The organism is Nocardia harenae NBRC 108248 (assembly GCF_001612885.1).
Lineage (GTDB): Bacteria > Actinomycetota > Actinomycetes > Mycobacteriales > Mycobacteriaceae > Nocardia > Nocardia harenae.
On record NZ_BDBH01000004.1, the window covers coordinates 417750 to 440863 of the forward strand.

Below are 23114 nucleotides of genomic sequence, written 5' to 3' on the forward strand. Positions count from 1 at the left end.
CGCTGGCGGGTATGTGCGCCGCCCTTTCCGACACCTGTCGGATGCGGAGAGCCGAATCGCCGGTCGCGCGAGCAGCCCAGGCGCGCGGGCATCAGCGGGGGGCGGACGCGCCAGGAGCGGCTCGGTCGAGCGGTTCCCACCAGAAGTCGACGGCGGGCGGATCGCCGACGTCGACCAGCTCGCCCGGGCGCGGCACGGCCAGCCTGACCCGGTGTGCCGCAGCCTCCTTCGTGATCCGCCTGGCCGGCTCCGCCCACCCGTGCAGCGCGAGGTCGAAGGTCGCCCAGTGCACCGGGACGAGCAGAGCGCCGCCCAGTTCGCGGTGCGCGGTCACGGCCTGCTCCGGTGTCATGTGGATGTCGGGCCAGCGGTCTCCGTAGGCGCCGATCTGGGCCAGGGTGAGATCGAAGGGGCCGTAGGTCTCGCCGATGGCGGCGTAGCCGGGGAAGTAGCCGCTGTCCCCGGTGTAGAACGCCCGCCGCCGCTTCCCGGCCAGCACCCAGGAGGCCCAGAGCGTGCCGTCCCGGGAGAGCCCGCGCCCGGAGTTGTGCCTGGCCGGAGCCGCGGTGAGCCGGATGCCCGCGACGGTGGCGCTCTCGTGCCAGTCGAGTTCGACGATCCGTGCGGCGGGCACACCCCAGTGCTCCAGGTGCGCCCCGACGCCGAGCGGCACCACGAACGGCGCGGCCTGCAGCCGGAGCAGTTCGCGGATGGTGGCGGCGTCGAGGTGGTCGTAGTGGTCGTGGGAGATCAGCACCGCGTCGAGCGCGGGCAGCTCGCGCAGCGGTACCGGGACGCGGTGCAGGCGCCGGGGCCCCACCAGCGCGGACGGCGAGCACCGCGCGCTCCAGACCGGGTCGAGCAGCACCCGGACGCCCTCGAGCTCGACCAGCGCCGAGGCGTGCCCGTACCAGGTGACGTACAGTCCATCGGGCGCCGACGGCGCCGCCACCGGCGTCAGCACCGGAATCGGACCGGCGGGCACCCGCGCGGTGCCACCGGCGACGAACTCGGGCAGCGTCCGGAGCGCTCCCGCGGTCGAGAGCATCCGTACCGGGACCTCGTTGCGGAAGGCGCCGTCCCGGAACTGCGGGGACCGGCTGATCCGGGCCGCGCGGTCGCCCTTCGGCGCGGCGCCGAGCGCGGAAAGGACGTCACGGCCCGAGCGGGCCGCGGCCACCCCCGCGGCGGCCGTGCGAGCCACGGCGGCGCGCGCGTGACGTGATGCCATCGGACTGCTCCTGACTCTCGGCGGGCCGCGGGAGGGGCGGCATATCCGAAGGGTAGGTGAGCCCCCGGGCGCGTGCGCCCGGGGGCGCGCACGGCGTCACTGTCGCCCGTCGGCTCCGGCTGCCCACGCCTCCCGTTCGGCGTCCGATCCGGCACGGGGCCGGAGTACCTGAAGCCTGCCGTCGATGCTCAGCCGCCCGCGATCTCCGGTGCGGAACCAGCCGTCGGCGGTCAAGGCCGGGGCACTGCCCGCGCGCCGCGAATACCCGGCGAACAGCCCCGCACCGGTTACCTCGATCTCGCCGGAGATCCCCGCCCTGACCCGGACCCCGTGCCGGACGATCCTGACGTCGATGCCGGGCACCGGCGTGCCGATGAGATGCAGCGTCCGGGCGGAGGTGATCCCGGTCCTGGCGCCGTGCAGGATCAGCGGTGCCTCGGCCAGGCCGTAGTCGTGCGACATCGTGATGCCCAGCTCCCGCTTGACCAGCCTGTCGATATCCGGAACCTCCGGCCGCCAGTTGGCGAGCAGCGCCCTGACCTCGGGCACCAGGTGCCTGCTTCCCCGCGGCAGCGCCCGCCGCAGCCGGAGCAGCGCCAGGCCGAGTGCGCTGTCCCCGCACCCGACCGTCACGCCGAACTGGCGCAGCACGCCGACGGTGAAGGAGGGCGCGTGCGGCTGCATGAGAACGATCGGTATCCCGCACTCGATCAGCGCGGCCAGGTGAACGACCCCCCACACGCTGGAGAGCGGAAGCATCAGGGCACCGACATCCCGCCCGCCGCCACCGAGGAGCCCCCCGGCCCGCAGCGCGTGGCTCGCGCTGCCGAGCGACACGTCCGTGTGCTGGACGGCGGACGAACCGGCGGCAGGCGCGGCGCCGGTGAACAGCCAGCGCGGGCTCCACTCGCCGCGCCGGTACGGCGGCAGCCGGATGCCGGCGCGGGGGAGGGTCCAGCCCGGCTCCAGCGTGAGCAGCCGGACACCGGCGGCGGGTGCCGCGGCCGGCGCGCCCCCGCGTTCGCCGCGTTCGTTCTGCACCACGAGGACCTCCGCCGCCGCGGCCGTCAGTGCGGAGGTCAGTGCGGTCTCCGAGGCGTCCGCGGGCACCGGGGCCTGGACGACCCCGAGCCGGGCCAGCCCGAGCACGAGCAGCGCGGCGGCGATGCTGTTGTCGAGCTGCCAGGCGACGGTCATCTGCGGCCGGATGCCGCGGGCGAGCAGTGCCGAGGCCAGTGCCTCGGCCGCGGCGACGGCCTGCGCCGCGGTGAGGGTCTCGCCGTTCTCGCCGATGAGCAGGACGTCGTCGCGGGCCGGGGAGGCCGCCCTGCGGGCGAGCAGATCCCAGACGAAGCCCGGTTCGACGCCGCGCGGGCGGGCGGCCGGGACGAGTCCCACGGGCGCGGCGCGGGGCCGGTCGCGAAGGTCGGGCGGAGTGCGTGTCATCGCCGCGCCGATCTCACCGGGGCGCCATGCGAATCGCTCCGTCGAGCCGGATGACCTCTCCGTTGATCATCGGGTTGGCGACGATGTGCGCGGCGAGGGCTCCGTACTCCGCGGGGCGGCCGAGGCGGGACGGGTGCGGCACCTGGGCGCCCAGCGACTCCCGTGCCTCCTCCGGCAGGGTGCCGAGCAGCGGGGTTTCGAAGAGCCCGGGCGCGATCGTGTTGACCCGGATGAGCAGCGAGGCCAGATCGCGGGCGATGGGCAGGGTCATCCCGACCACACCGCCCTTCGACGCCGAGTAGGCGGCCTGCCCGATCTGCCCTTCGAAGGCCGCGACCGAGGCCGTGTTGACGATGACGCCCCGCTCGCCCTCGATCGGCTCGGTTCGCGCGATGCGTTCGGCGCCGAGCCGCAGCACGTTGAAGGTGCCGATCAGATTGACGTCGATGACCTTGGCGAAGGATTCGAGGGGGAAGGGTCCTTTCTTCCCGATGGTGCGCATCGCGGTGCCGATGCCCGCGCAGTTCACCACGATGCGCAGCGGGCCGAGCGACTCCGCGACGTCGAGCGCCGTCGCGATGGCGATCTCGTCGGTGACGTCGGCGGGCACGAAGCGCGCCTGCTCGCCGAATTCCGCCGCCACCGCCTCGCCTCGGGAGGAAGGTAGGTCCACGATCACCACCCGTGCGCCCGCGGCCAGCAGCGCCTCCGCCGTGGCCGCGCCGAGACCCGACGCTCCGCCGGTGACGACCGCAACACTGTCGGTGATTCTCATGTCCATGTCCTCCGCTCGCCGCTGTGGTGCGTACCTATATTACTATGTAATACAGGTAGATCCGTCGGCGATCGGAAACAGGCAGAGCCGGTCAATCGGGTGGGTTGCCGGTAAATCGCCGGACCGATTTCGCGCGGCGAGGGGGGTCAGCGAAAAGGTCTGACCGGCGAATGGAGTTCGCAATCGAAGCAGCTGCGCCGATGGTCGTACGCGATCAGCGCGTGCGCGGCACGGCAGATGCCCACCGCCGTCGTCAGATCCAGGCCGGTCAATCGCGTGATCCGCCGCAGCCGGTAATCGACGGTATTCGGATGCACGTGCAGCCGGCGCGCGGTCCGCTGCCGATTCATGTCGTAGGTCAGATAGACGCGCAGGGTTTCCAGCAGTTCGGGCGCGGTCTCCAGCGGGTCGAGCATGGCGGTGATCAGCCGGGAGACCGCACCGCCCCGCATCAGCTGGTATTCGACGGCCATATCGGCCATCGGGTAGAGGCCGGGGGGGCGGTTGCCCGCCCGGACCAGGGCCAGGAGTTCGTGCGCGTGCTCGGCCGCCTCCGGGATGTCCTCGGCGGTGCCGATCACCGTGGTCGCGGTGAGCGGGACCTCGGCGGCCTTGGAGAGCCGGGCCAGGGTCGCGGAGTCCAGCTCGGTGGCGTCCTCGGTGAGCGCGACCAGCACGGTGCCGCCATGGCAATCGAGCAGTGGCAGCATCCGGCTTTCGAAGAGTGCCCCGAGCTCGGCCAGCAGCCGGTTCAGTCCGCGCCGGGCCACGTCGAGTGGTTGATTGTCCCTGCCGCGCCGCCCGGTCGCGCGTTCGGGGATGGCGACGGCGACGACCTGGTACGAATTCGCGATCTCCACCCCCGCCTCGCGGGCGAGCGCGGTGTCGGCCCGGCCGCTGAGCAGCGCGACTGCGAGCGCCTGAGCCGCGGATTCGTCGTCGGCGCGGCGCGCTTCGGCCGCGTACGCGTCGGCGGCCTCGGCGGAGACCGTGTCGAGCAGCTGCATGGTGAGGTCGCTGGCCGCCACGAGCGTGTCGACGTCCGGCCCCTCCACCGCGAGCGCCGTCAGGCTGAAGGCGACCCGGGTCGCCTCGTGGCAGATCCGGAGGGTGGTGGAGAGGGGAACGCCGTCGCGAGCCCACTCGGTCGCGGTCGCCGCGATGGTGCCGAGCCGGTCCCGGGCGGGAACGACCTGGGTCTGCAGCATCTCGGTGACCAGATCCAGGCAGCAGCGGGCGAGGGCGATGGTGGTCGGGCCCGGTGCCGCGTCGCACGGGGAGAGGTCGAGATCGGAACGGCGGACCAGATGGGCGGCGATCTCGTCCGGGCTCGGCGGTGTCGCCAACGCTACCGACCTTTCGGTTTGCAAAGCGTTGCCGGACGAAACAGTTGACGAATCTATAACTTCGTGAGCCATTTGTTTGTCGCTCCGTTGCGTGCCGTGCTGATAATCCGCGCCCGACGGGTGAAACCGGGTGGAGGCCGCTGCGCGGTAGTTGCCAGCTATGGTGGAGATCGAACCATACTAAGTTGACCTAGTTGGCTACGCAAGGTCGCTGCCGCCTCCGCGGGGGAGCTATTACCCCGTTTACCTGGGCAGATCCCGATCGGGGGCCGGGGCGGGCGGAGCGTGTGACGCTCGGAAATTCGGACAAAGTGTTCGATCGATGTGTAGGAATAATCCTTTTTCGCCGCTGTCACGTGTGAGCTGTCACAGGAAATTCCGGGGTTTTGTGGTTCTGCACCATGATGGGTCCGATCGCCTCGATCGGCGCTACCGCGGGCCGTTCCGAGCTCGGTACCGGGCGATGTCGCAGCGCGCCGGGGTTTTCGGCTACCCGGCCCCTGGGCGCCGGACGACCTGCGGCGGCCCGGACGGCTCTGCGCACCCGGCAGCCACCGCCCCGGAACCGAGCGGCGGGCCCGCGCCACCCGGCCGGTGGCATCGGCCGCAGGCCGGTTCCCGGAGGCCGCCGCTCAGGGTCGGGCCGTCCAGCCGGATATTGCATGGCAGCGAATGTCTCGCGAATCGTCCGGCGGCCTCCGGTATCGCTCATCGCCCCTGTTTGACGATCGCCCCGGCGTCGATCTTCATCTGCATGCCGGTCACGTAGCGCGACTCGTCGGAGGCGAGGTAGACCACGGCGTGCGCGACATCGTCGGGCTCGACCCACGGGACGGGGATGGCCTGCAGCCGGCGGAAGCCGGCGGCCGCCTGCTCCGGCGTCGGCCGCTCCAGATCGGGCCGGAACGTCCGGTACAGCGCGTCGTTCTGCAGCATGACGGTGTCGCAATTCGTGGGATGTACCGCGTTGCACCGGGTTCCGCTCGGCGCGAGCTGGACGGCCAGCGTATTCACGTAGTCGATGACGAATCGCTTCGACAGGCTGTAGCCCGCGCCGCCCGGCCCCTGCGGGCCCTGCGTCGGCGCCCCCGCGCTGAGCAGCCCCGCGACCGAGCCGATGACGATCACCGAGCCGCCGGGAGTGAGGTGCGTGAGCGCGGCGTGCACGGTGTTGACGACCCCGACCAGGTCCACGTCGACCGAGTCGACGAAGGCGGCGAGCGGCCGGTCGAGGCCGAGCGGGCAGATGCCCGCGTTCGCGACCACCACGTCCAGACCGCCGAGTTCGGTCACCGATCGGTCCAGGAACCGCTCGACCGCCACGCGGTCGCGCACGTCGATCGCCTCGGCGATGATGCGGCGGCCGGTCCGCTCGACCAGACGCACGGTCTCGGCCAGATCGTCCGGGGTCGCCAGCGGATAGTTGTTCGAGGCGATGTCGGCGCAGAGGTCGAAGCCGATGATGTCGGCGCCCTCCTCGGCCAGCCGGACGGCGTGGGCGCGGCCCTGCCCGCGCGCCACGCCACTGATCAGGACGGTCTTGCCTGCTACCCGGGCCATGCTGTGCTCTCCTCCGATGGTGCTCGGTGCTGTCGTCGGCCCCGGCTTCGCTGCCGGGCCGGGGGTGTCCAGGACAGAAAACGGGCCGTGCGCGAATCGCGCACGGCCCGCTTCCGGTCCGGGGAAAAAGCGGTTACCCGCGCTCGGTCTCGGCGGTGTGCGCGCGTGCCAGCTCCAGTCCTTCCGCTCGGGTCGGGACGGTGGTGTCCCACCTGCCGCAGGTGCAGAAGGCGATGTAGTGATCGCCCTTGGGCAGGACCGCCTGGGTGTCGCAGTACCCGGAGGCCTCGGCCATGGAGGAGACGAACTCGCCCGGGAGGTCGTAGAGAACGCTGTCGCTCATCGGAGTGCTCTTTCGGTCGGTGGCATGGCGCGTCGCCGTCAGACGGTGGCGGTCTCGGGCTTCTCGGTGCCTGCCGCGGGGAGTTTGGGAGCATCCGGGAACAGCTCTTCGAACGTGCCGTGCGTGATCCGGTCCTTGACCTTCTGGTCCACGGTGTCGAACAGGTCGTGCAGGGTCTGCTGCGTGTGCCCGTAGGTGCCTTCGATGTGCGGGTAGTCGCTACCCCACATGACGTTGTTGTAGCCCATGCCGGTGAGTGCGGCGACCGCCGACTCGTCGTGCTGGAACGAGGCGTAGACCTGGGAGTAGATGATCTCCTTCGGCGAGCGCGAGAGCTTCGGCCGCACCGCCATCGAGTGCTGGCGGTAGCCCTCCTCCATGCGGTCGGCGACGAACGGCACCCACGTCGCGCCGCCCTCGGAGACCAGCACCTTGAGGCCGGGGTGGCGGTCGAGCGCGCCGGAGGCGACCAGCTTCATGACCGCGCGCTGGCCGCCGAAGGTGGTCTCGGTGTAGTTGAGCACCGCCCCGCCGGGGCCGCGGTAGGTGGCACCCGGGGTGCTGCCGGTGGTGAAATCGATGGGCTCGGTGCCGATGTGGAACGCGAGGACCATGCCGATGTCCTCGGCCAGCGCCCAGAAGGGCTCCCAATCGTCGCGGTTGTAGTCCTTCTGCAGGGGGTGCGGCGAGACCGGGAGGAAGACGGCGCGGTAGCCGATCCGGCCGCAGCGCTCCAGCTCGTCGCAGGCGTCCTGGATATCGAGGGTCGAGACCTGGGCGGTGGGGATCAGCCGCGGCGAGTAGTCCATGATCGCCTCCTTCGCCCAGTCGTTGGAGACCCGCAGCGCCTCCCGCAGCACCCGCGGGGTGCGGAAGGAGCTCGACCACATGCCGAGCGAGGGGAAGATGAGCTCGGTCCAGATCCCCTCCTCGTCGAGGTCCTTCAACCGCAGCTCGACATTGCCCGCGCCGGGCGCGCGATGGCTGGCGGCGTAGAACTCCTCCTGCGCGATGTTCGGCAACCGCCGCCGGAACGCCTGCCCGTCCACGTAGACGGTCTCCCACTTGCCGTCCTCGTCCTTCTCCGAGCGCGGGACCAGCTCGGCCAGATCCGAGGGCAGCCGCGAACGCCACAGGTCAGAGGGCTCGAGGAAGTGGGAATCGCCGGAATTGGCCCACAGCTTGTTGGACACGATCGGTCTCCGTTCGTCCATCCGAATCTTGGTAGATATTCTAGAATCGCATTCTAGGATGTAAGCTGATTATGAAGCGGCCGAGGCGCGGAGTCAACCCCCGGCGCACCGGCGAGGGAGGAACGATGCTGCAGAGCAAGGGGCCCGCACAGGCCCGGACGTGGACGAGTACGTCGGCCACCAAGGAGCGGATACTCGACGCCGCGGTGCAGGTTTTCGGGGCGAGGGGGTTCACGGCGGCCACGATGGCCGAGATCGTCGAGCGCTCGGGTGTCAGCGTGGGCAGCATCTACCATCACTTCGGCGGCAAGGCCGAGGTCTTCAACGCGATCTGGGAGAACTTCGGCGCGCTGCTGCGCCGCCAGGTCGAGGAGGGCATCGAGTCGGCGCGGGCGGCGGGCGAGACCGACCCGTTCGAGCTCTTCATCGTCGGAATCCGGCGCTATCTGCGGTTGATCTGGGAGAACCGGTCCAGGGCCAGGGTGATCGCCATGGGCGACACTCCACCGGGATTCGACGCCCAGCGCCGCAGGCGGAGCCGGGCGGGCGGCGACAGCGAGCTCGCGATCCTCGAGCTCGGCCCCTCGCGCCGGGACCGGCTCTTCGGCGACTTCCTCATCGCCATGCGCAACGAGACCACCATCGCGCTCTTCGGCATCGCCACCGAGGCCGAGGCCGAGAGCCTGATCGATGAGACCGAGCGGTGCTTCCGGCGCCTGCGCGGCGACGGCGCCGCGGGGCCGGAATAGGGTGCGGCCGCTCGGGGCTCAGACGCCGACCAGCCTGCGCCGGTGCTGCGCGACCGACCCGTCGAGCAGTTCGTCGACCTTGATCCGGCGGATCAGCAGGTGCACATCGTGTTCCCAGGTGAAGCCGATGCCGCCGTGCACCTGCAGCGCCGTCTGCGCCGCGGTGCTGGTGGCCGCGCCCGCGTACGCCGCCGCCGCCGCCACCGCCCGCAGCCGGGCGCTCGCATCGTCGCCGTCGAGCGCCACCGCGGCCGCCCACACCGCCGCGCGCGAGGTCTCGACGGCCAGCGCCATGTTCGCGCAGTGGTGTTTGACCGCCTGGAACGTCGCGATCGGGCGGTCGAACTGGGTGCGCTGGCCGGCGTACTCCACGGTCATGTCCACCAGCCGGGCGGCCGCGCCGACGGCGTCCGCTGCCCTGGCCGTCGCGAGCACGTCCTGCGCCCAGGCCAGGGTGCCGGTGGGCAGCGCCGACCACTGCCCCGCTTCCAGGGTGTGGTCCAGATCGAGCACCGACCAGGAGCGGGTCAGGTCCAAGGTCTGCAGCGTGCGGAGGCCGAGGCCCTCGACGGGCAGGACGGCGGCCGCCTCGGCGCCGGTGTCGGTCGCGGCGAGCACGAGCACCGAGGCGGCGCCGAGCAGGCCGGTCACCGGGGCGGTGCTGCCCTGCAACCGCAGCCGGGCGCCGTCGATCCGCGCGTGCGGGGCGGCGGTCTCGGGCGAGGGAAGCGCGGGAAGCACGAGCTCGGCGCCCGACTCCGCCTGCGCCAGCGCCGGGTGCTCGAGCTGCTCGAGCAGCCGCGCCGCGACCGCGAGTTCGGCCAGCGGCAGCGGGCTGCCCGCCCGCCCGTGCTCTTCGACGAGAACCGTGAGGTCGACCGCGGTGCCGCCGGTGTCGGCGGTGAGCAGGCCGATGAGGCCGGATTCGGCCAGATGGCGCACGGCGCCCGGGGTCGGCTGCGCCGGGCCCGCATCGATGCCGGGTCTGCGCTCGGCGATCGGGTCGTTGCGGGTGAGCCACGCGCGCTCGGCCTCGACCAGGGCTTCCTGCTCCTCGCTCAGCGCGAAGTCCATGTCACTCCTTCGGTCACGGGTGATGACTTAGTTAACCATGTAATCTACGTCCTGTGTGCGTTCGCGGGCAGGGGCAATCCTAGAGTTCGAACCGACCGGTTCATTCGAAGACGGAGGCGTACATGACCGACAATCATCAGGAGACCGCTCTCGACGAGGTCAGCGTCGGTGGCGGCTGGACGGCGGTCCGCAATCGCGGTTTCGACGCGGGCATCCACGACGAGCACCCCCAGCCCTACGACGAGATGATCGCAGGCGCCAGGGCCATGCTCGACGCGCTGGCGGGGGCGAATCCGCCGCTCGCGGTGGTCGACCGGGTGGCCGGGCACTTCGCGGAGGTGCGGCAGCTCCTGGCCGAGTTCCAGGTACCCGAGCGGCGTCGGCCCTTCGGGCACCTCGACGTTCCCGGCCGGGCGCAGTGCATGTCGCCCGCCGTCCGCGCCGAGCACTGGAGCCGGGATCGGCTCGCGGGCACTGTCACCTTCGGGCAGTACTACTTCGGCGGCAACGGCGCGGCGCACGGCGGCACCATCCCGCTGATGTTCGACGAGGTGCTCGGGCGGCTGGCCGGCACCGATCGCACGCCGTGCCGCACCGCGTTCCTGCACGTGGACTACCGATCGATCACGCCCATCGGGGTGGAGCTCAGCACGGTGGGCTGGGTGGAGCGGGAGGAGGGGCGCAAGCGTTACCTGCGCGGCGAGCTCCGCCACGGCGACGTGCTCTGCGCCGAGGCGGAGGGGTTGTTCGTCGAGCTGAAGCCGGGCCAGCCCTAGCTCAGGGCCGGTCTCGGGCCTTGCACGGGGCCGGTGGACCGTAATAGCCTGTGACGGAGACTACATATGCGTCTAAGTTAGCGTTGTTGTCTCCGTGGCTGCGGTCGCGAGCCGTCGAGCGGGACACTCCGGCGTCGCGCACCGTCGACGACCCACCAACCGATCCGGACCGGACCCCAGGAGCGACCCATGACCACCGCTACCACCGATCTCGGCCGTCCCGATGTGCATCTTCACATCGGCACCGAGCGCTTGGCCGAGGGCTCGGCGGGCACCTTCGAGCATGTGAATCCGGCGACCGGGCAGGTCGACAAGATCATCCCGCTGGCCGGGCCCGCCGAGGTCGACCGCGCGGTCTCCGTCGCGGCGGCGGCCTTCGCCACCTGGAAGCGCACCGTTCCGGCGGAACGGGCGCGGCTGCTGAACCGGCTGGCGGATCTGATCGATGCCAGGACCGAGGATTTCGCCCGGCTCGGCGCGATGGACAACGGGACGCCGATGAGCGGCGGCGCGGGCGGCGTTGGCCTGTCGACCTCGTGGATCCGGTACTACGCGGGCTGGGCGGACAAGGTCACCTCCGAGGTGACCTCGACCCTGACCGCGGGCGGCGACCTCGGGTACACCCTGCGCCAGCCCTACGGCGTGATCGGCATCATCATCACCTGGAACGGGCCGCTCATCTCGCTCGCGATGAAGATTCCGGCCGCCGTCGCCGCTGGCAACACGGTCGTGGTGAAGCCGTCCGAGCTGACGCCGTTCTCCGGCGAGCTGTTCGCCGAGCTCGTCGCCGAGGCCGGTTTCCCGCCCGGGGTGATCAACATCCTGCCGGGTGACGCGGCCTCCGGCGCCGCGCTGGTCGAGCATCCGCAGGTGAAGAAGATCTCCTTCACCGGCGGCCCCGCCACCGCGTCCAAGATCCTCGCCGCCTGCGCCCCGACGATGAAGCCAGCGGTGCTCGAGCTCGGTGGCAAGTCGGCCAACATCATCTTCGAGGACGCGGACCTGGACGCGGCGTGCGGGTTCGGCACCATCATGTCGGTGGGCCTGCTCGCCGGGCAGGGGTGCGCGTTCCCGACCCGGATGCTCGTCCAGCAGTCGATCTACGAGGAGGTCGTGGCGCGGGTCAAGGCCATCGCGGAGACGATCGTGGTCGGCGACCCCTTCGCACCGGATACCTTCACCGGGCCGGTGGTGAACCAGGCCGCGTTCGAGCGCATCCAGGGCGCGATCGCCAAGGCCGCGCAGGACGGCGCGCGGCTGGTCACCGGCGGCGCGCCGGTGCAGCTCGACGGCGATCTGGCCGGCGGCTACTACCTGCAGCCGACCGTGTTCGCCGATGTGGACCCGGACTCCGATCTGGCCCAGGAAGAAGTCTTCGGGCCGGTGCTCGCGATCATTCCGTTCCGCGACGAGGCGCACGCGATCGAGATCGCCAACAACACCCGCTACGGCCTCTCCGGCTACGTGAACACCAAGGACATCGGTCGTGCGCTGCGCGTCGCGGAGGAGCTGGTGACCGGCGAGGTGAAGATCAACGGCGCGGCCAGCCTGGTCGCCACCCGGCCGTTCGGCGGCCTGGGGCTCAGCGGCCTCGGCAAGGAGGGCGGCCGCGCGGGGATCGAGGAGTATCTGTTCACCAAGGGTGTCGGCATCGCCTGAGTGGTGCCGCCGGCCGTGGTGCCACACCGAGGCGGGCGGGCTCATCGCACCGATGGAGCCCGCCCGCCGGGGGTGCCCGCCGCGCGGATCCGTTCGCGGAGCCGCGCGGCCTTCCCGCACCTGTCGTGGTGCCGCAAAGAGTGCACTTTTCCAGCCGGTTCCGGCCCCTTCGGGCCGGGCGGCCGCATCGGTCAGTCGCCGAGTTCTATCGCGCCCCACGGGCACGCCTGGACGGCGCTGCGCACGGTGGCCGGGTCGACCTTGCTCCACTCGACATCCGAGCGGACCTCCGCCTTGCCGGTCTCGGCTTCGCCGGTCACCGCGAAGACGTCGGGTGCCTGCCTGGCACACGCGCCGGTGCCGAAGCAGAGTTCGTGGTCGACGGCGATCTCGAGGTGCGGTGACGACGAGGACTGATGGGCTGTATCGGTCACTGGCCTACTCCTGGGAGGGAAATGTTTTGGAATCGGCGCCGCCACGCTCTCGATTGGCGTGGAACCAGCACCTGCGACATAAACCGTATCCTGATTAGGACTAGTCAGGCGCTGCGAGTCACTATACAGTGATTCGGGCCACGTTAAAACGTGTACGGAATTGCGGATTTCGCTCTCGAGGCGAGAGAAAGATGTGGAGGACGGCATGACGGCAGCATCGACGGTGAAAGCCATCGGCGTGGACGAGCGGGGCATTCCGATGGTCGATCCGGCCTTCGTGCCGCAGGTGGTCGGCGGAGACGTCGACTGGCGCGGCCAGCTGGACGCACTGCGGGAGGCCTTCCCGCTCTTCCGCGTCGGCGAGGACAAGACGATCTGGGTGACCCGGCACGAGACCGCCCGCGAGCTGTTCGCCGACGGGGAGACCTTCTACGAGCCGAACTGGGTGCAGCAGTTCGGCAGCCACGACGCCCTGCTCGACGGCTCCGGCTTCAAGCCGACCGACGACTTCGACGCCGTCGCGGGCGCGCACCGGCAGGTCCGGCTCCGCCGGGCGGTGATGGAGCACTTCACGCCGAAGTACGTCAAGACCTGGGAACCCCGGATGCACGAGGTCGCCAGGGAACTACTGGCCAGGTTCAGCGATCGCGGCGAGTGTGACTTCGTCAACGAGTACTCGAAGTACTTCTTCCCCTACCTCTCGGCGCAGTGGCTGGGCGCGCCCAAGAAGGACTGGGACCAGCTCGTGCAGTGGCAGCACGAGATCTTCCAGCTCAAGCCCACGACCGAGGGCGACCGGATGCTGCACATGTCCGGGCAGGCGATGAACAGTGTGTTGCAGTACGTCAGCGGCCTCATCGCGGAGAAGCGGGTCAACCCGGACGACAGCTTCACCAGCTACGCGGTCCACACGACGGTCGACGGCACCCCCCTGACCGAGGAGGAGGTGCGCGGGATCATGACCATCACCGTCCTCGGCAGCGCCCATACGGTGACGGCGCATCTGGGCGAGATCTTCCGCCACCTCGCCGATCATCCCGAGCACCAGAAATTGGTCGCGGAGGATCCGGATGCCATCGATGCGCTCGGCGAGGAGCTGCTCCGGGTCCGCTCACCGTTCGGGCACAGCCGCGTGGTGACCAAGGACATCGATTTCCACGGCGTGCAGCTGCACCGCGGCGAGCAGTTGTTCGTCATGTACTCGATGGTCAACCGGGATCCGCGCTGCCCCGGATTCGATCAGGTCGACGTGGAGCGCAGGCCGAATCCGCACCTCGCGTTCAACTACGGCCCGCGCCGCTGCATCGGCCTGCACTGGGCGCGCTTCGCCCGCAACGTGGCCATCGAGGAATGGCACAAGCAGATCCCGAGCTACCGGCTCGGCGTCGACGTGACCGAGCTCACCGAGCAGATCTACGCCGGGACCGGATTCCCGTCGCTGCCGCTGGTGTGGAAGTAGCTCCACCGCGAAACCTCGAGACGTGCCCGGGAGATTCCCGGGCACGTCTCTTTGCGTGTGCGGGGGAGTGGCAGCCGAGTGCCTAGGCTGTGAGGTGCTGGATGTGGCGCCGGAGCCGGTGCTGGGCCAGCCCCTCGTCGCCGACCAGAACCGCTTCCACGATCCGCTGATGCACCCTGCCACCGTCGCCGTTGCCGCCGTTGCCGGTGCATGCCGCGCCCTGGCCGCCCTCGGCCCCCCGATGCCGGGCCCAGAGCTCGGTCAGGATGCCGAGGAAGATCTCCAGCACCGGATTCTCCGACAGCTTCGCCAGCCCGGCATGGAACCCGTCGCCGGCAGCCGCCTGCCCCAGCCCCGCCACCACCGCCGGATCGTCGCGACGCGCCAGCACCCGCCCCAGCGCCCCCACCTCGACCGTCTCGCGCACCACCACCAGGTCCTCGGCGCTCACCCGCCGATAACTCAGGTACAACGCGATCGTCTCCATACTCGCCCGCGGATCCGGCGCCGTCACCACCAGCCCACCGCCCGGCCCCCGCCGCATCCGCGCGACCGAGTGGTACTCGAGCAACCGCACCGCCTCCCGCAGCACCGCCCGCGACACCCCGTGCCGCGCCAGCAGATCCGCCTCCGACCCCAGCACCTGCCCCACCGGCCAGCCACGCCGGGTGATCTCGTCGTGAATCCGCCCCGCCACCACCTCGGCCAGCTTCGCCCCCGGCTCACTGGGCTGGCGCGTCGCCACCCCCGTACGCACCCGCCGCGTCCGCCGCTCCAGCAGCCACGCCGACACCCTCCGCAGGTGGTCGGCCGACGCCGCCTGGGCCCGCCCCCCGTCTCCGGAGATCACCGCCTCCACGATCTCGAGGTGGGTCGTGTGCGCGTGCGCCTTCCCCCGCGTCACCTCGTCCCGCGACACCAACCGCGTCGCGTGTGCGTACCGCGCGGTCAGCCGGGCCAGCACATCGACGAACAACCCCAGCACCGGATTCCCCGACGACTCGCCGACCAGCACGTGCAATACGTCCTGCGCGAAGATTCCGGGCTCGGCCGCCCGCTGCTGCTCCTCGGCCAGGCACTCGCGCAACCGCAGCACCCCGTCCTCATCGATCCGCGCCGCCGCCAAGCCGGCAGCCAGCGGCTCCAGCAGCAACCGCGCGAACATCAAGTCCTCGACCGTGGTGCCGATGTACTCGAGGAAGATCACCAACGCACGCGTCGCCGGTATCGCGTCCGGCGCTCGCACCAGCAACCCACCGTTCGGCCCCCGCCGCATCCGCGCGACCTGGTGATGCTCGGCCAGCCGCACCGCCTCCCGCAGCACCGACCGGGACACCCCGTAGCGCACCCGGAGATCCTGCTCCGACCCCAGCACCGCCCCCACCGGCCAGCCCCGGCCGATGATCTCGCCCTCGATTCGCCGTGCTACCTGCGACGCCAGCTTCCCCACGCCGACCGAGCCGGGGGCGGAGACGGGGTCGTCGAAGTCGGCGCCTACGGGGGCACCCGTTGTTGAGCTCGGCACGACGCCCCTCACGTTCGTATGTCAGGAGCCCTTATTGTAGTCGTAACCGGCTTTGCACCGTAAAGTCGACGCAGCGAGGCGGAATCAGCTGACTGAATCGGTAGTTCCGTGCGCAGCGGCGTCAGCTCCCTCCGGGCGGCACCGTGCCCGCCCGGGCTCCGGTCAGTGTGACCAGCCCGCGGGAATCACCGGCCCGGCCACGACCTTGCCGTCGTACAGCGCGTCGATGGAATCGGGCGAGTAGCCGAGTTCGGTCAGCACCTCGCGGGTCTGCTGGCCGATGATCGGCGCCGCGCGGTCGAATCGGAGGTCGAAATCGGGGAAGTGCCAGTAGGCGCCGGGCTGTTCCATCCGGCCGAAGAAGGCGTGGTCGTATCCGACGATGAGCCCCGCTTCGATGTTCTCCGGGCGATCGAAGAACTCGAATTGATATTCTTCGCGCACGAGTTCCGCGGGAATTCCGCGAGTCGCGAGCCGCTCCAGCAGTTCGCCGGATTCGTATTTCAGAATCGCGCCTGCGATATCGGAATCCGTGCCCGCGCCGACCGCGGCACGCAATTCGGCCAGTTGCTCGCCGGACTCGGTCACGACCGCGATCCATCCGTCCGCCGCTTCATAAATACGATTTCCGGGCCCGTATCCGACCTGTTCCGCGTCGAATCGCGGATAGGGAGCCAGGGTGTCGTCGGCCAGCCGCAGGAAGGTTTCGCTCTGGGTCATCGTGGTGGAGCGCAGCAGCGAGCCCTTGACCGTGGTCGAGCGACCGGTCCGGGCACGGTGGTAGAGCGCGAGCATCGTGCCGACGAACGAGGTCAGGGCGGTCTGCACGTCGAGCGTGCCGAGCCGGGAGAACTGCGGGGGATTGCCGGTCCCGCCGTTCTCGACTTCCCAGCCGCCCAGCGCCTGGAAGACCGAGTCGTACCCGGGGTTGTCGGTCTTCCCGCCCCGCTCGCCGTAGCTGGAGACGTAGCCGAACACCACGTCCGGGTTGATCCGCCGGATCGTTTCCTCGTCGATGCCGTTCTTGACCGCAGCGCGCGCCCGCTGGTTGTGGTGCACGACATCGGCCCACTCGACCAGCCGGCGCAGCACGCCCTGGCCGTCCTCGGAGGTGATGTCGAGGGCGATGGCGCGTTTGTTGCGCGAGCAGGCTTCCCAGAAACACGCCTTGTAGCGCAGCCGATCGCCGGAGACCGGTTCGACCTTGATGACGTCGGCGCCGAGGTCGGCCATGAGCATGGGAGCCATCGGACCGGCGAGGAACGACCCGAGGTCGAGAATCTTCAGCCCGGAGAGCGGCAGGTCGGGCCCGGGGGTGGTGGCCGTCGTGGCGCGGGCGGGCGCGGCCGCGGCGAGTTCCGCGGCGTCGTCCTGCCCGAGCAGCGGAGCGGGGCCGCGCACCCGCAGCGGCGGCTCGATCTCGAAGGGCAGCCCTGGCTGCCGGATCCGTCCGTGCTCCGGGTCGTCGAGGGTGACGGTGTAGTCGTTGGCGAGCACGTCGGGATCCCGGAGCAGCTCGCCCAGGTGCAGCGCGGGCTCGACCGCGATATCGGCGCCACGCAGCGCCGCGAGCCACTCGGAGCTGGGGCGCAGGCGCACCAGCGACCGGAATTCGTCGCCCCCCGGGGTGATCGACTCCGCTTCGGCTCCGAGTTCGGACACCAGCTCGCGGACCAGGGGGATGGATCGGAGCGGAACCTTCTCGCCCGGGTTCATCAGCTGCAGCCACACCCCGTCGCCGCACTCGTAGAGGGCCGTGGTCGGTGCGGTCTCGTATTTGGTGAGGAACAGCTCGGGGATGGGATTCGACGCTCGATTCCAGAACAGCGAGACCGTGTTGAGCATGCCCTGCAGCAGGCTGGTGTGCACGCTGCCGCCCCGCCCGGTCTGCTCCCGCACCAGCAGCCGGGCCAGGATCCCGCCCGCCGCGAGCGCCGAGGCGCCCCAGCTCGGCAGCGGGAAACGCATCGGAATGGGGCCGTCGCGATGGCCGAGGGCCTCGCCCATCAGCCCCGATCGCGCCTGGACCAGGAGATCGTGCCCCGGCAGTTCGGCGTCGGGGTGGTTGACCGGGTAGCCGGTCACCGAGCACACCACCAGGGCGGGGAACCGGTTCCCGAGCGTCTCCGGGTCGAGGCCGTGCCCGCGGGCGACGGCGGGGGTGTACCCGTGCACCAGGACGTCGGCCCCGGCCAGCAGGGATTCGAGGGTGGCCCGCCCCTCCGGGGTCTCCAGATCGGCGATCACGCTGCGCTTGCTGCGGTTGAGCGTCGGGAAGGCAGAGGTTGCGCGAGCGGGGTCGCCGGAGCGGGATTCCACCTTGACGACCTCGGCACCGGCTTCGGCCAGCGTGCGGGTGGCGGCGGGCCCGGCTAGCCCGGTGGTGAGGTCGACGACCCGCAGGCCCTCGAGGATACCGTCGGTCATAGGGAAGTTCCTCGTCGTGGTTCGAGCTCGGAGGGCGGGTGGTCAGCGCGCGGGGGAGGCCGCGGCGTGCAACTCTTTCTGCAGCGTCGAGCTGTCGGTGATGGTCGCGAGCAGCGGCAGATGCATCGTTACCTGCATCCGGTGGGTCTCCGCGGTGCCGCCCGCCGTGCAGTCCTCCACCAGGATCACGTCGTAGCCGTGCGCGATCGCCTCGGTGGCGGCGCCGGGCAGGGCGATATTCGTGGAGACGCCGGCGAGCACGACGGTGTCGGCGCGCAGCCCACGCAGCGTCGCATCCAGGTCCGTGCCGGTGAACGGCGCCATGCCGTGGTGCCGGTCGCTGACGACATCCTGTGGCGCGCAGACGATCTCGTCGTGGATCGCGGCTTCCCTGCTGCCCGCGATCAACCGGCCCGCCTTCTTGATCCGCGCGGCGAGAACGCAATTCGTCCGGAACCCGACGAAGTCGGGGCGCGCACTGATGGTGCAGTGCACGACCGGCAGATCCAGGGACCGGAAGGCCGCCGCGAGATCGTTGATCTTGCCGATGATCTCTCGCTCGACGACCTGCTCGATCAGCGGGCTGGTCTCGTAGGCGGGATTGGTGATGGCGTTCTGACATTCCGAGATCAGCAGTGCGGCCCGGCGGCCGGACTCGATGCCCTTCATCCCTGGTCCCTTCCTCGATGGTCCGCATCCCCCCGCCGGTCGCTCCGGCGACAGGCGGGTCCGGTGGCGCGTGTCACAGCTCACTCGGAAGGTAACTTAGATTACTTGGTTGGTCAAGAGCCGGGGGGTGACGGTCCTGGTGAAGCGCTGCCCGCGAGCGCGCCGGCCGGGATTCGAGTCGGAATTGGTCCAGCAGAAAGTTATATAGGTTAGTTTTGTTGGGCACGTGCCCGTCGCTACACCACGGTACGGCGTCGTCGATCGCGCAGCACCCGAACCCGAGAGATGATTATGGCAGCAACCGAGAACCTGTCCGCGTCGGCCGCGCAGTGGAACCGCGAGGGGTTCCACGGCAGCCGGACCTGGCCCGAGGTGCTCGCCCGGAGCTGTGCGGCGGGTGCCGCGGCCACCGTGGTCTACGCCGCGGGCGAAAGCACGCCACTGGTGACGACCGTCGGCGAGATCTTCGCGCTGGCCCAGCGCGCCGCCGCGGCGTTGCAGCTCCGCGGCATCGGGCCGGGGCGCGCGGTGGCCGTGCAGCTACCCAACGGCATCGAAGCCTCCATCGCCTACGCGGCGGTGCTGCTGACCGGCGCCGTCCTGGTGCCGATCGTGCACGTCTACGGCCCGAACGAGGTGCGCTTCATCCTCGAGCAATCCGGCGCCGAGGTGCTCGTGCAGCCGGCCCGGGTACGCTCGGCAGAGTACGCCGACCGGCTCCCCGGCTACGCCGAGATCTCCACCCTGGACCGGGTGATCGTGGTCGGCGACGACGTGCCTGCGGGCGCGTCGGCCTGGACCGAGCTGATCGGGACGAGCGCGCGGTACCGGCCCCCGCGCGTCGACGCGAACGACGTCGCGCTGCTGATCTACACCTCGGGCACCACCGCGGCGCCGAAAGGCGTGCAGCACAGCCACAATTCGCTGCTGGCCGAGCTGTGCTCCGGTCCACGCTCGCTGCTCGACGCCGAGGACTCGGTGCAGCTCGTCTCCTTCCCGCCCGGCCACATCGCCGGTGTGTCGAGCGTGCTGCGCCCATTGCTGCACGGCATCGATACCGTGTACATGGAGTCGTGGGAGGCGGCCACGGCGGTCGCGCTGATCGCGCGGTACCGGGTCACCGCGACCTCGGGCACCCCCTTCCACCTGGCCGGCCTGCTGGATCTCGGCGATGTCCGGAGCGAACTGCGGACCCTGCGCGAATTCCTGATCGGCGCGGCCACCGTGCCCGAGGAACTGCTCCGGCGCGCGGCGGAGGCAGGCATCAGCACCTACCGCTGCTACGGCTCGACCGAGCACCCCACCGTCACCTGCGGCAGCCCCGGCGAACCGGAGGCTGCCCGGCATCGCACCGACGGTGCGCCGCTGCCCGGCGTGCGGGTGCGCGTCGTCGACCGGGCAGGCGCCGAGGTGCCGGTCGGCGTCGACGGGGAGATCCTCACCCGCGGCCCCGACCAGTTCGTCGGGTACCGGGACGCGACCCTGAACGCGGCCGCCTTCACGGCGGACGGCTGGCTGCGCACCGGCGACCTCGGGCACCTGGACCCGGAGGGCAGGCTCACGATCACCGACCGGCTCAAGGACGTGGTGATCCGCGGGGGCGAGACCATCTCGGCGAGCCAGCTCGAGGACGTCCTCGCCACCCACCCCGCGGTGGCCGAGGCGGCGATCGTCGCCGCTCCCGACCCGCGCTACGGCGAGGTCGTGGCCGCGGTGGTGGTGCCCGCACCCGGCGCCGAGATCGATCTCGCGGCGGTGCGCGCGCACTTCGCCGCCTCCGGCCTCGCGAAACAGAAGACACCCGAGCGGCTGGTGGTCGTCCGGGAGCTGCCCCGCACGGCGCTGGGCAAGGTCCGCAAAGCGGAGTTGCGGGAGACCCACTTCGGCTGACGCGGCCGAAGCCGAGCGAAAGGACGGGACACACAGTGCATGCGCAATCGGGAGCAGCGGGGGAGAGCCGGTGAAGGTCGGAAGCATCGAGATCCTTCCCGTCGTCGACGGCACCGGGCGTGAACTCGCCACCGGCATGCTGAACCGGCCGGGCGTCCCCGACGCCTGGGCGTGCCACGCCGAGCAGCTCGACGCCGACGGCGTGCTGGTGTTCCCGCTGGGCGGGTTCCTGGTCCGGTCGGGCGATCGGACGGTGCTGGTGGACGCGGGAGCGGGGGCGATCGCCAACGACCGCTACACCGGCGGCCGCTTCCTGGACGGGCTGCGCGGCTACGGGGTGGCGCCCGAGGACGTCACCGACGTGGTCTTCACCCATCTGCACTTCGACCACGTCGGCTGGGCCACCCGGGGCGGCCGGATCGTGTTCCCGCGCGCCACCTACCGTGTGCACGAGGCGGATTGGGCGCACTTCGTGACCGCGCCCGACGCGCTGCCCGGCGCGGTGCGCAAACTCGCGCCGCTGGCGCCGCAGCTCGAACTGTTCGGCTCGGACGGGCCGATCGCGCCCGGCATCGACGCCAGGCACGCGCCGGGGCACACCCCCGGCTCGACCGTCTACGTCGTCTCCGACCGCGGCGAGCGGGCGCTGCTGCTGGGGGATGTCGTGCATTCGGTGGTCGAACTCGGCGAGCGCGACTGGGAGGCCTGGTTCGACGTCGACCCGGCCGCCGCGAGCCGGGTGCGCAACGAGATCGCCGACGAGGTCGCCGATACGCCGGATCTCGTGGTCGGCGCGCACTTCCCGGAGCTCGCCTTCGGGCGGGTGATCACCGCGGGCGGCGACCGGATGTTCCGGGCGGTCTGACGCGACCGGCCCGGTGGGATCGCCACCGGGCCGGTGCGGGCGGGCTCGTGCCCGCTCAGCTGTTCTCGGCAGGGCGGAACAGCGGAATCTTCCAGCCCTCGGTGATCGGGCTGAAGGTGACGGTCACCGGCATGCCGATGTACACCGCGTCGGGATCGACCTCGATGATGTCGCTGACCAGCCGTGCGCCCGGCGCGCCCTCGAGGTCGAGCACCGCCGCAGCGATGACGATGTCGGGGAAACCGGGGTAGCCGCGCACGATGGAGAACGAGAACACAGTGGCCCGTCCGGACAGCTCCACCCAGTTCTGCGCCTTGGAGCGGCAGTTGGGGCAGTACGGCGTCGGTGGCATCCGGAACGTGCCGCAGTCGCCGCAGGCCAGCGCGACGAGCCGATCCTCCTTGGCCGCCTGCCAGAACGGCTCGGTCACCGGGTTGGTGGTGATCCGCACGTGATCGCCGGGCAGTGCCTGCGCCGCGCCCGCCATCAGAGCGCCTTGCCCAGGATGAGCCCGCTGACCGGGATGTGCGCCGGGCCTCCGGTGCACAGCGCGAGTTCGGCGCCCTGCACCTGGTTGATGGCGGTACCGCGCATCTGCTCGATGCCTTCCTTGATATGGGTCATGCCGATGATGTACGCCTCGGAGAGCTGCCCGCCGTGCGTATTGACCGGCAGCGAGCCGCCCCGGTAGCGGATCGCGCCGCTCTCCACGAACGGCCCGCCCTCGCCCTTCTTGCAGAAGCCGTAGTCCTCGAGCTGCATGAGCACCATCGGGCTGAAGTGGTCGTAGAGCAGCGCGACGTCGATGTCCTCCGGGCCGACGCCCGCGCGGCGGTAGAGATGCTGGGCGACGGGGGCATGCCCGGAGGAGGCGAAGGTCTCCTGCGGCATGCCGAACCAGCCGAAGGCGCGGCCCCAGTCCCGGCTGCCGCCGTGCGCGGCCGCGATCACCGGCACCGGCTTCTGCTTGAGATCCCGGGCGCGCTCGAGGCTGGTGGTGATCACCGCGATGGCGCCGTCGGTCTCCAGGCAGAAATCGAGCAGGCACAGCGGCTCGGCGATCATCCTGGCGTCGAAGTAGTCCTCGGTGGTGATCGGCTGGTCCTTGAAGATCGCCTTCGGGCGATTCAGCGCGTTCTGCCGCTGCGAGACCGCGATCTCGGCGAACGCCTCGCGGCGGGTGCCGTAGTCGTGCATGTGCCTGCGGGTCAGCACCGACATCGAGTGCCCCGGCCCGGCCAGCCCGGCCGGCTGCAGGAACGAGTTGGTCGGGTTCGGCGCCGCCGCGGCGCCGACGGCGCCCAGCCGGGAGTGCGGGTTCTGCTGCAGCGCCATGACCGTGACGACGACATTCGCGTCGCCCGCCAGGATCGCCGCCCTGGCCAGCCCGATGGACCCGGCCGCGCCGCCGCCGCCCGCGGTGAGCGCCGCGGTGAAGGTCACCTCGGGGATGCCGAGGGTCTCCATGAACTCCGCGGTGTCCATCTTGTCGACGTAGCCCGCGCCCGCGCCCGAGTAGTAGGCGAATCCGTCGATGTCGGTGACCGACAGCCCCGCCTCGTCGCAGGCATTGATGATCGCCTCGCCCGCGAGGTCGGGAATGGTGCGCGGCCAGGACCGGCCGCGCTTGTAGTAGTCCGTGGCGCCGACACCGACGATGGCCACATCCGGAGCCGTCGTCATGCGCCTCCCT

At 70.8% G+C, this 23114-nt stretch carries 20 protein-coding genes; 6 read left to right on the forward strand and 14 right to left on the reverse strand.

The window, feature by feature from the left end:
- Positions 1-91: 91 nt before the first annotated feature.
- The 7 genes from NH2_RS08080 to NH2_RS08110 form a co-directional block, all read right to left on the reverse strand.
- A complete protein-coding gene (locus tag NH2_RS08080; protein ID WP_067650603.1) occupies positions 92-1231 on the reverse strand; it encodes an MBL fold metallo-hydrolase in 1140 nt (379 codons plus the stop codon).
- 96 nt (positions 1232-1327) lie between these two features.
- Positions 1328-2629, reverse strand: coding sequence for an AMP-binding protein (locus NH2_RS08085; protein WP_067650605.1), 1302 nt, complete (start codon positions 2627-2629; stop codon positions 1328-1330).
- A 61-nt stretch (positions 2630-2690) separates the two neighbouring features.
- The gene (locus NH2_RS08090; protein WP_067652452.1) at positions 2691-3452 is read right to left on the reverse strand and encodes an SDR family NAD(P)-dependent oxidoreductase; all 762 of its coding nucleotides are present in this window, start codon (positions 3450-3452) and stop codon (positions 2691-2693) included.
- Between the two features lie 146 nt (positions 3453-3598).
- On the reverse strand, positions 3599-4798 hold the full coding sequence (locus NH2_RS08095; protein WP_067650608.1) for a PucR family transcriptional regulator: 1200 nt from the start codon (positions 4796-4798) through the stop codon (positions 3599-3601).
- 708 nt (positions 4799-5506) lie between these two features.
- Positions 5507-6358, reverse strand: a complete 852-nt coding sequence (locus tag NH2_RS08100; protein WP_067650611.1) for a mycofactocin-coupled SDR family oxidoreductase — start codon at positions 6356-6358, stop codon at positions 5507-5509.
- 133 nt (positions 6359-6491) lie between these two features.
- Positions 6492-6701: a hypothetical protein gene (locus NH2_RS08105; RefSeq protein WP_067650614.1), complete on the reverse strand. Its 210-nt coding sequence runs from the start codon at positions 6699-6701 to the stop codon at positions 6492-6494.
- 38 nt (positions 6702-6739) lie between these two features.
- Positions 6740-7915 (reverse strand): amidohydrolase family protein, encoded by a 1176-nt coding sequence (locus tag NH2_RS08110; RefSeq protein ID WP_067650616.1) that lies wholly within the window; start codon positions 7913-7915, stop codon positions 6740-6742.
- A gap of 104 nt (positions 7916-8019) precedes the next feature.
- On the opposite strand from NH2_RS08110, the gene NH2_RS08115 reads away from it, so the two are divergent.
- The gene (locus NH2_RS08115) at positions 8020-8643 is read left to right on the forward strand and encodes a TetR/AcrR family transcriptional regulator (RefSeq protein WP_067650619.1); all 624 of its coding nucleotides are present in this window, start codon (positions 8020-8022) and stop codon (positions 8641-8643) included.
- An 18-nt stretch (positions 8644-8661) separates the two neighbouring features.
- Here the strand turns inward: NH2_RS08115 and NH2_RS08120 are convergent, their stop codons facing one another.
- A complete protein-coding gene (locus NH2_RS08120) occupies positions 8662-9717 on the reverse strand; it encodes an acyl-CoA dehydrogenase family protein (protein WP_067650622.1) in 1056 nt (351 codons plus the stop codon).
- A gap of 122 nt (positions 9718-9839) precedes the next feature.
- Here NH2_RS08120 and NH2_RS08125 point away from each other — a divergent pair, with 122 nt between their 5' ends.
- Positions 9840-10493: a PaaI family thioesterase gene (locus NH2_RS08125; protein ID WP_281202017.1), complete on the forward strand. Its 654-nt coding sequence runs from the start codon at positions 9840-9842 to the stop codon at positions 10491-10493.
- 189 nt (positions 10494-10682) lie between these two features.
- Entirely contained in the window at positions 10683-12152 is a 1470-nt protein-coding gene (locus tag NH2_RS08130) for an aldehyde dehydrogenase family protein (RefSeq protein ID WP_067650624.1), read from the forward strand.
- A gap of 191 nt (positions 12153-12343) precedes the next feature.
- Here NH2_RS08130 and NH2_RS29185 read toward each other — a convergent pair whose 3' ends face one another.
- Entirely contained in the window at positions 12344-12586 is a 243-nt protein-coding gene (locus NH2_RS29185; protein ID WP_067650626.1) for a ferredoxin, read from the reverse strand.
- A gap of 205 nt (positions 12587-12791) precedes the next feature.
- Here NH2_RS29185 and NH2_RS08140 point away from each other — a divergent pair, with 205 nt between their 5' ends.
- Positions 12792-14045 carry a cytochrome P450 gene (locus tag NH2_RS08140; protein ID WP_157103655.1) on the forward strand — a complete coding sequence of 418 codons (1254 nt, stop codon included), beginning with the start codon at positions 12792-12794 and terminating at the stop codon, positions 14043-14045.
- Positions 14046-14127: 82 nt separating this feature from the next.
- On the opposite strand, the gene NH2_RS08145 is transcribed toward NH2_RS08140, so the two are convergent.
- From NH2_RS08145 to NH2_RS08155, 3 genes are all read right to left on the reverse strand, one after another.
- The gene (locus NH2_RS08145) at positions 14128-15495 is read right to left on the reverse strand and encodes a FadR/GntR family transcriptional regulator (protein WP_067650631.1); all 1368 of its coding nucleotides are present in this window, start codon (positions 15493-15495) and stop codon (positions 14128-14130) included.
- A gap of 237 nt (positions 15496-15732) precedes the next feature.
- Entirely contained in the window at positions 15733-17997 is a 2265-nt protein-coding gene (locus NH2_RS08150; RefSeq protein WP_067650634.1) for a CoA transferase, read from the reverse strand.
- A gap of 42 nt (positions 17998-18039) precedes the next feature.
- Positions 18040-18666: a cysteine hydrolase family protein gene (locus NH2_RS08155; protein ID WP_067650637.1), complete on the reverse strand. Its 627-nt coding sequence runs from the start codon at positions 18664-18666 to the stop codon at positions 18040-18042.
- 291 nt (positions 18667-18957) lie between these two features.
- Between NH2_RS08155 and NH2_RS08160 the strand changes: the two genes are divergently transcribed.
- Positions 18958-20556, forward strand: coding sequence for an AMP-binding protein (locus NH2_RS08160; RefSeq protein ID WP_084505318.1), 1599 nt, complete (start codon positions 18958-18960; stop codon positions 20554-20556).
- A 70-nt stretch (positions 20557-20626) separates the two neighbouring features.
- Complete coding sequence (locus NH2_RS08165; RefSeq protein WP_067650642.1) at positions 20627-21421, forward strand: MBL fold metallo-hydrolase; 795 nt, start codon at positions 20627-20629, stop codon at positions 21419-21421.
- Between the two features lie 55 nt (positions 21422-21476).
- Here NH2_RS08165 and NH2_RS08170 read toward each other — a convergent pair whose 3' ends face one another.
- Positions 21477-21908 carry a Zn-ribbon domain-containing OB-fold protein gene (locus tag NH2_RS08170; RefSeq protein WP_067650645.1) on the reverse strand — a complete coding sequence of 144 codons (432 nt, stop codon included), beginning with the start codon at positions 21906-21908 and terminating at the stop codon, positions 21477-21479.
- Positions 21908-23104, reverse strand: a complete 1197-nt coding sequence (locus NH2_RS08175; protein WP_067650648.1) for a thiolase C-terminal domain-containing protein — start codon at positions 23102-23104, stop codon at positions 21908-21910. The genes NH2_RS08170 and NH2_RS08175 overlap by 1 nt, the downstream gene beginning before the upstream one ends.
- Positions 23105-23114: the final 10 nt, after the last annotated feature.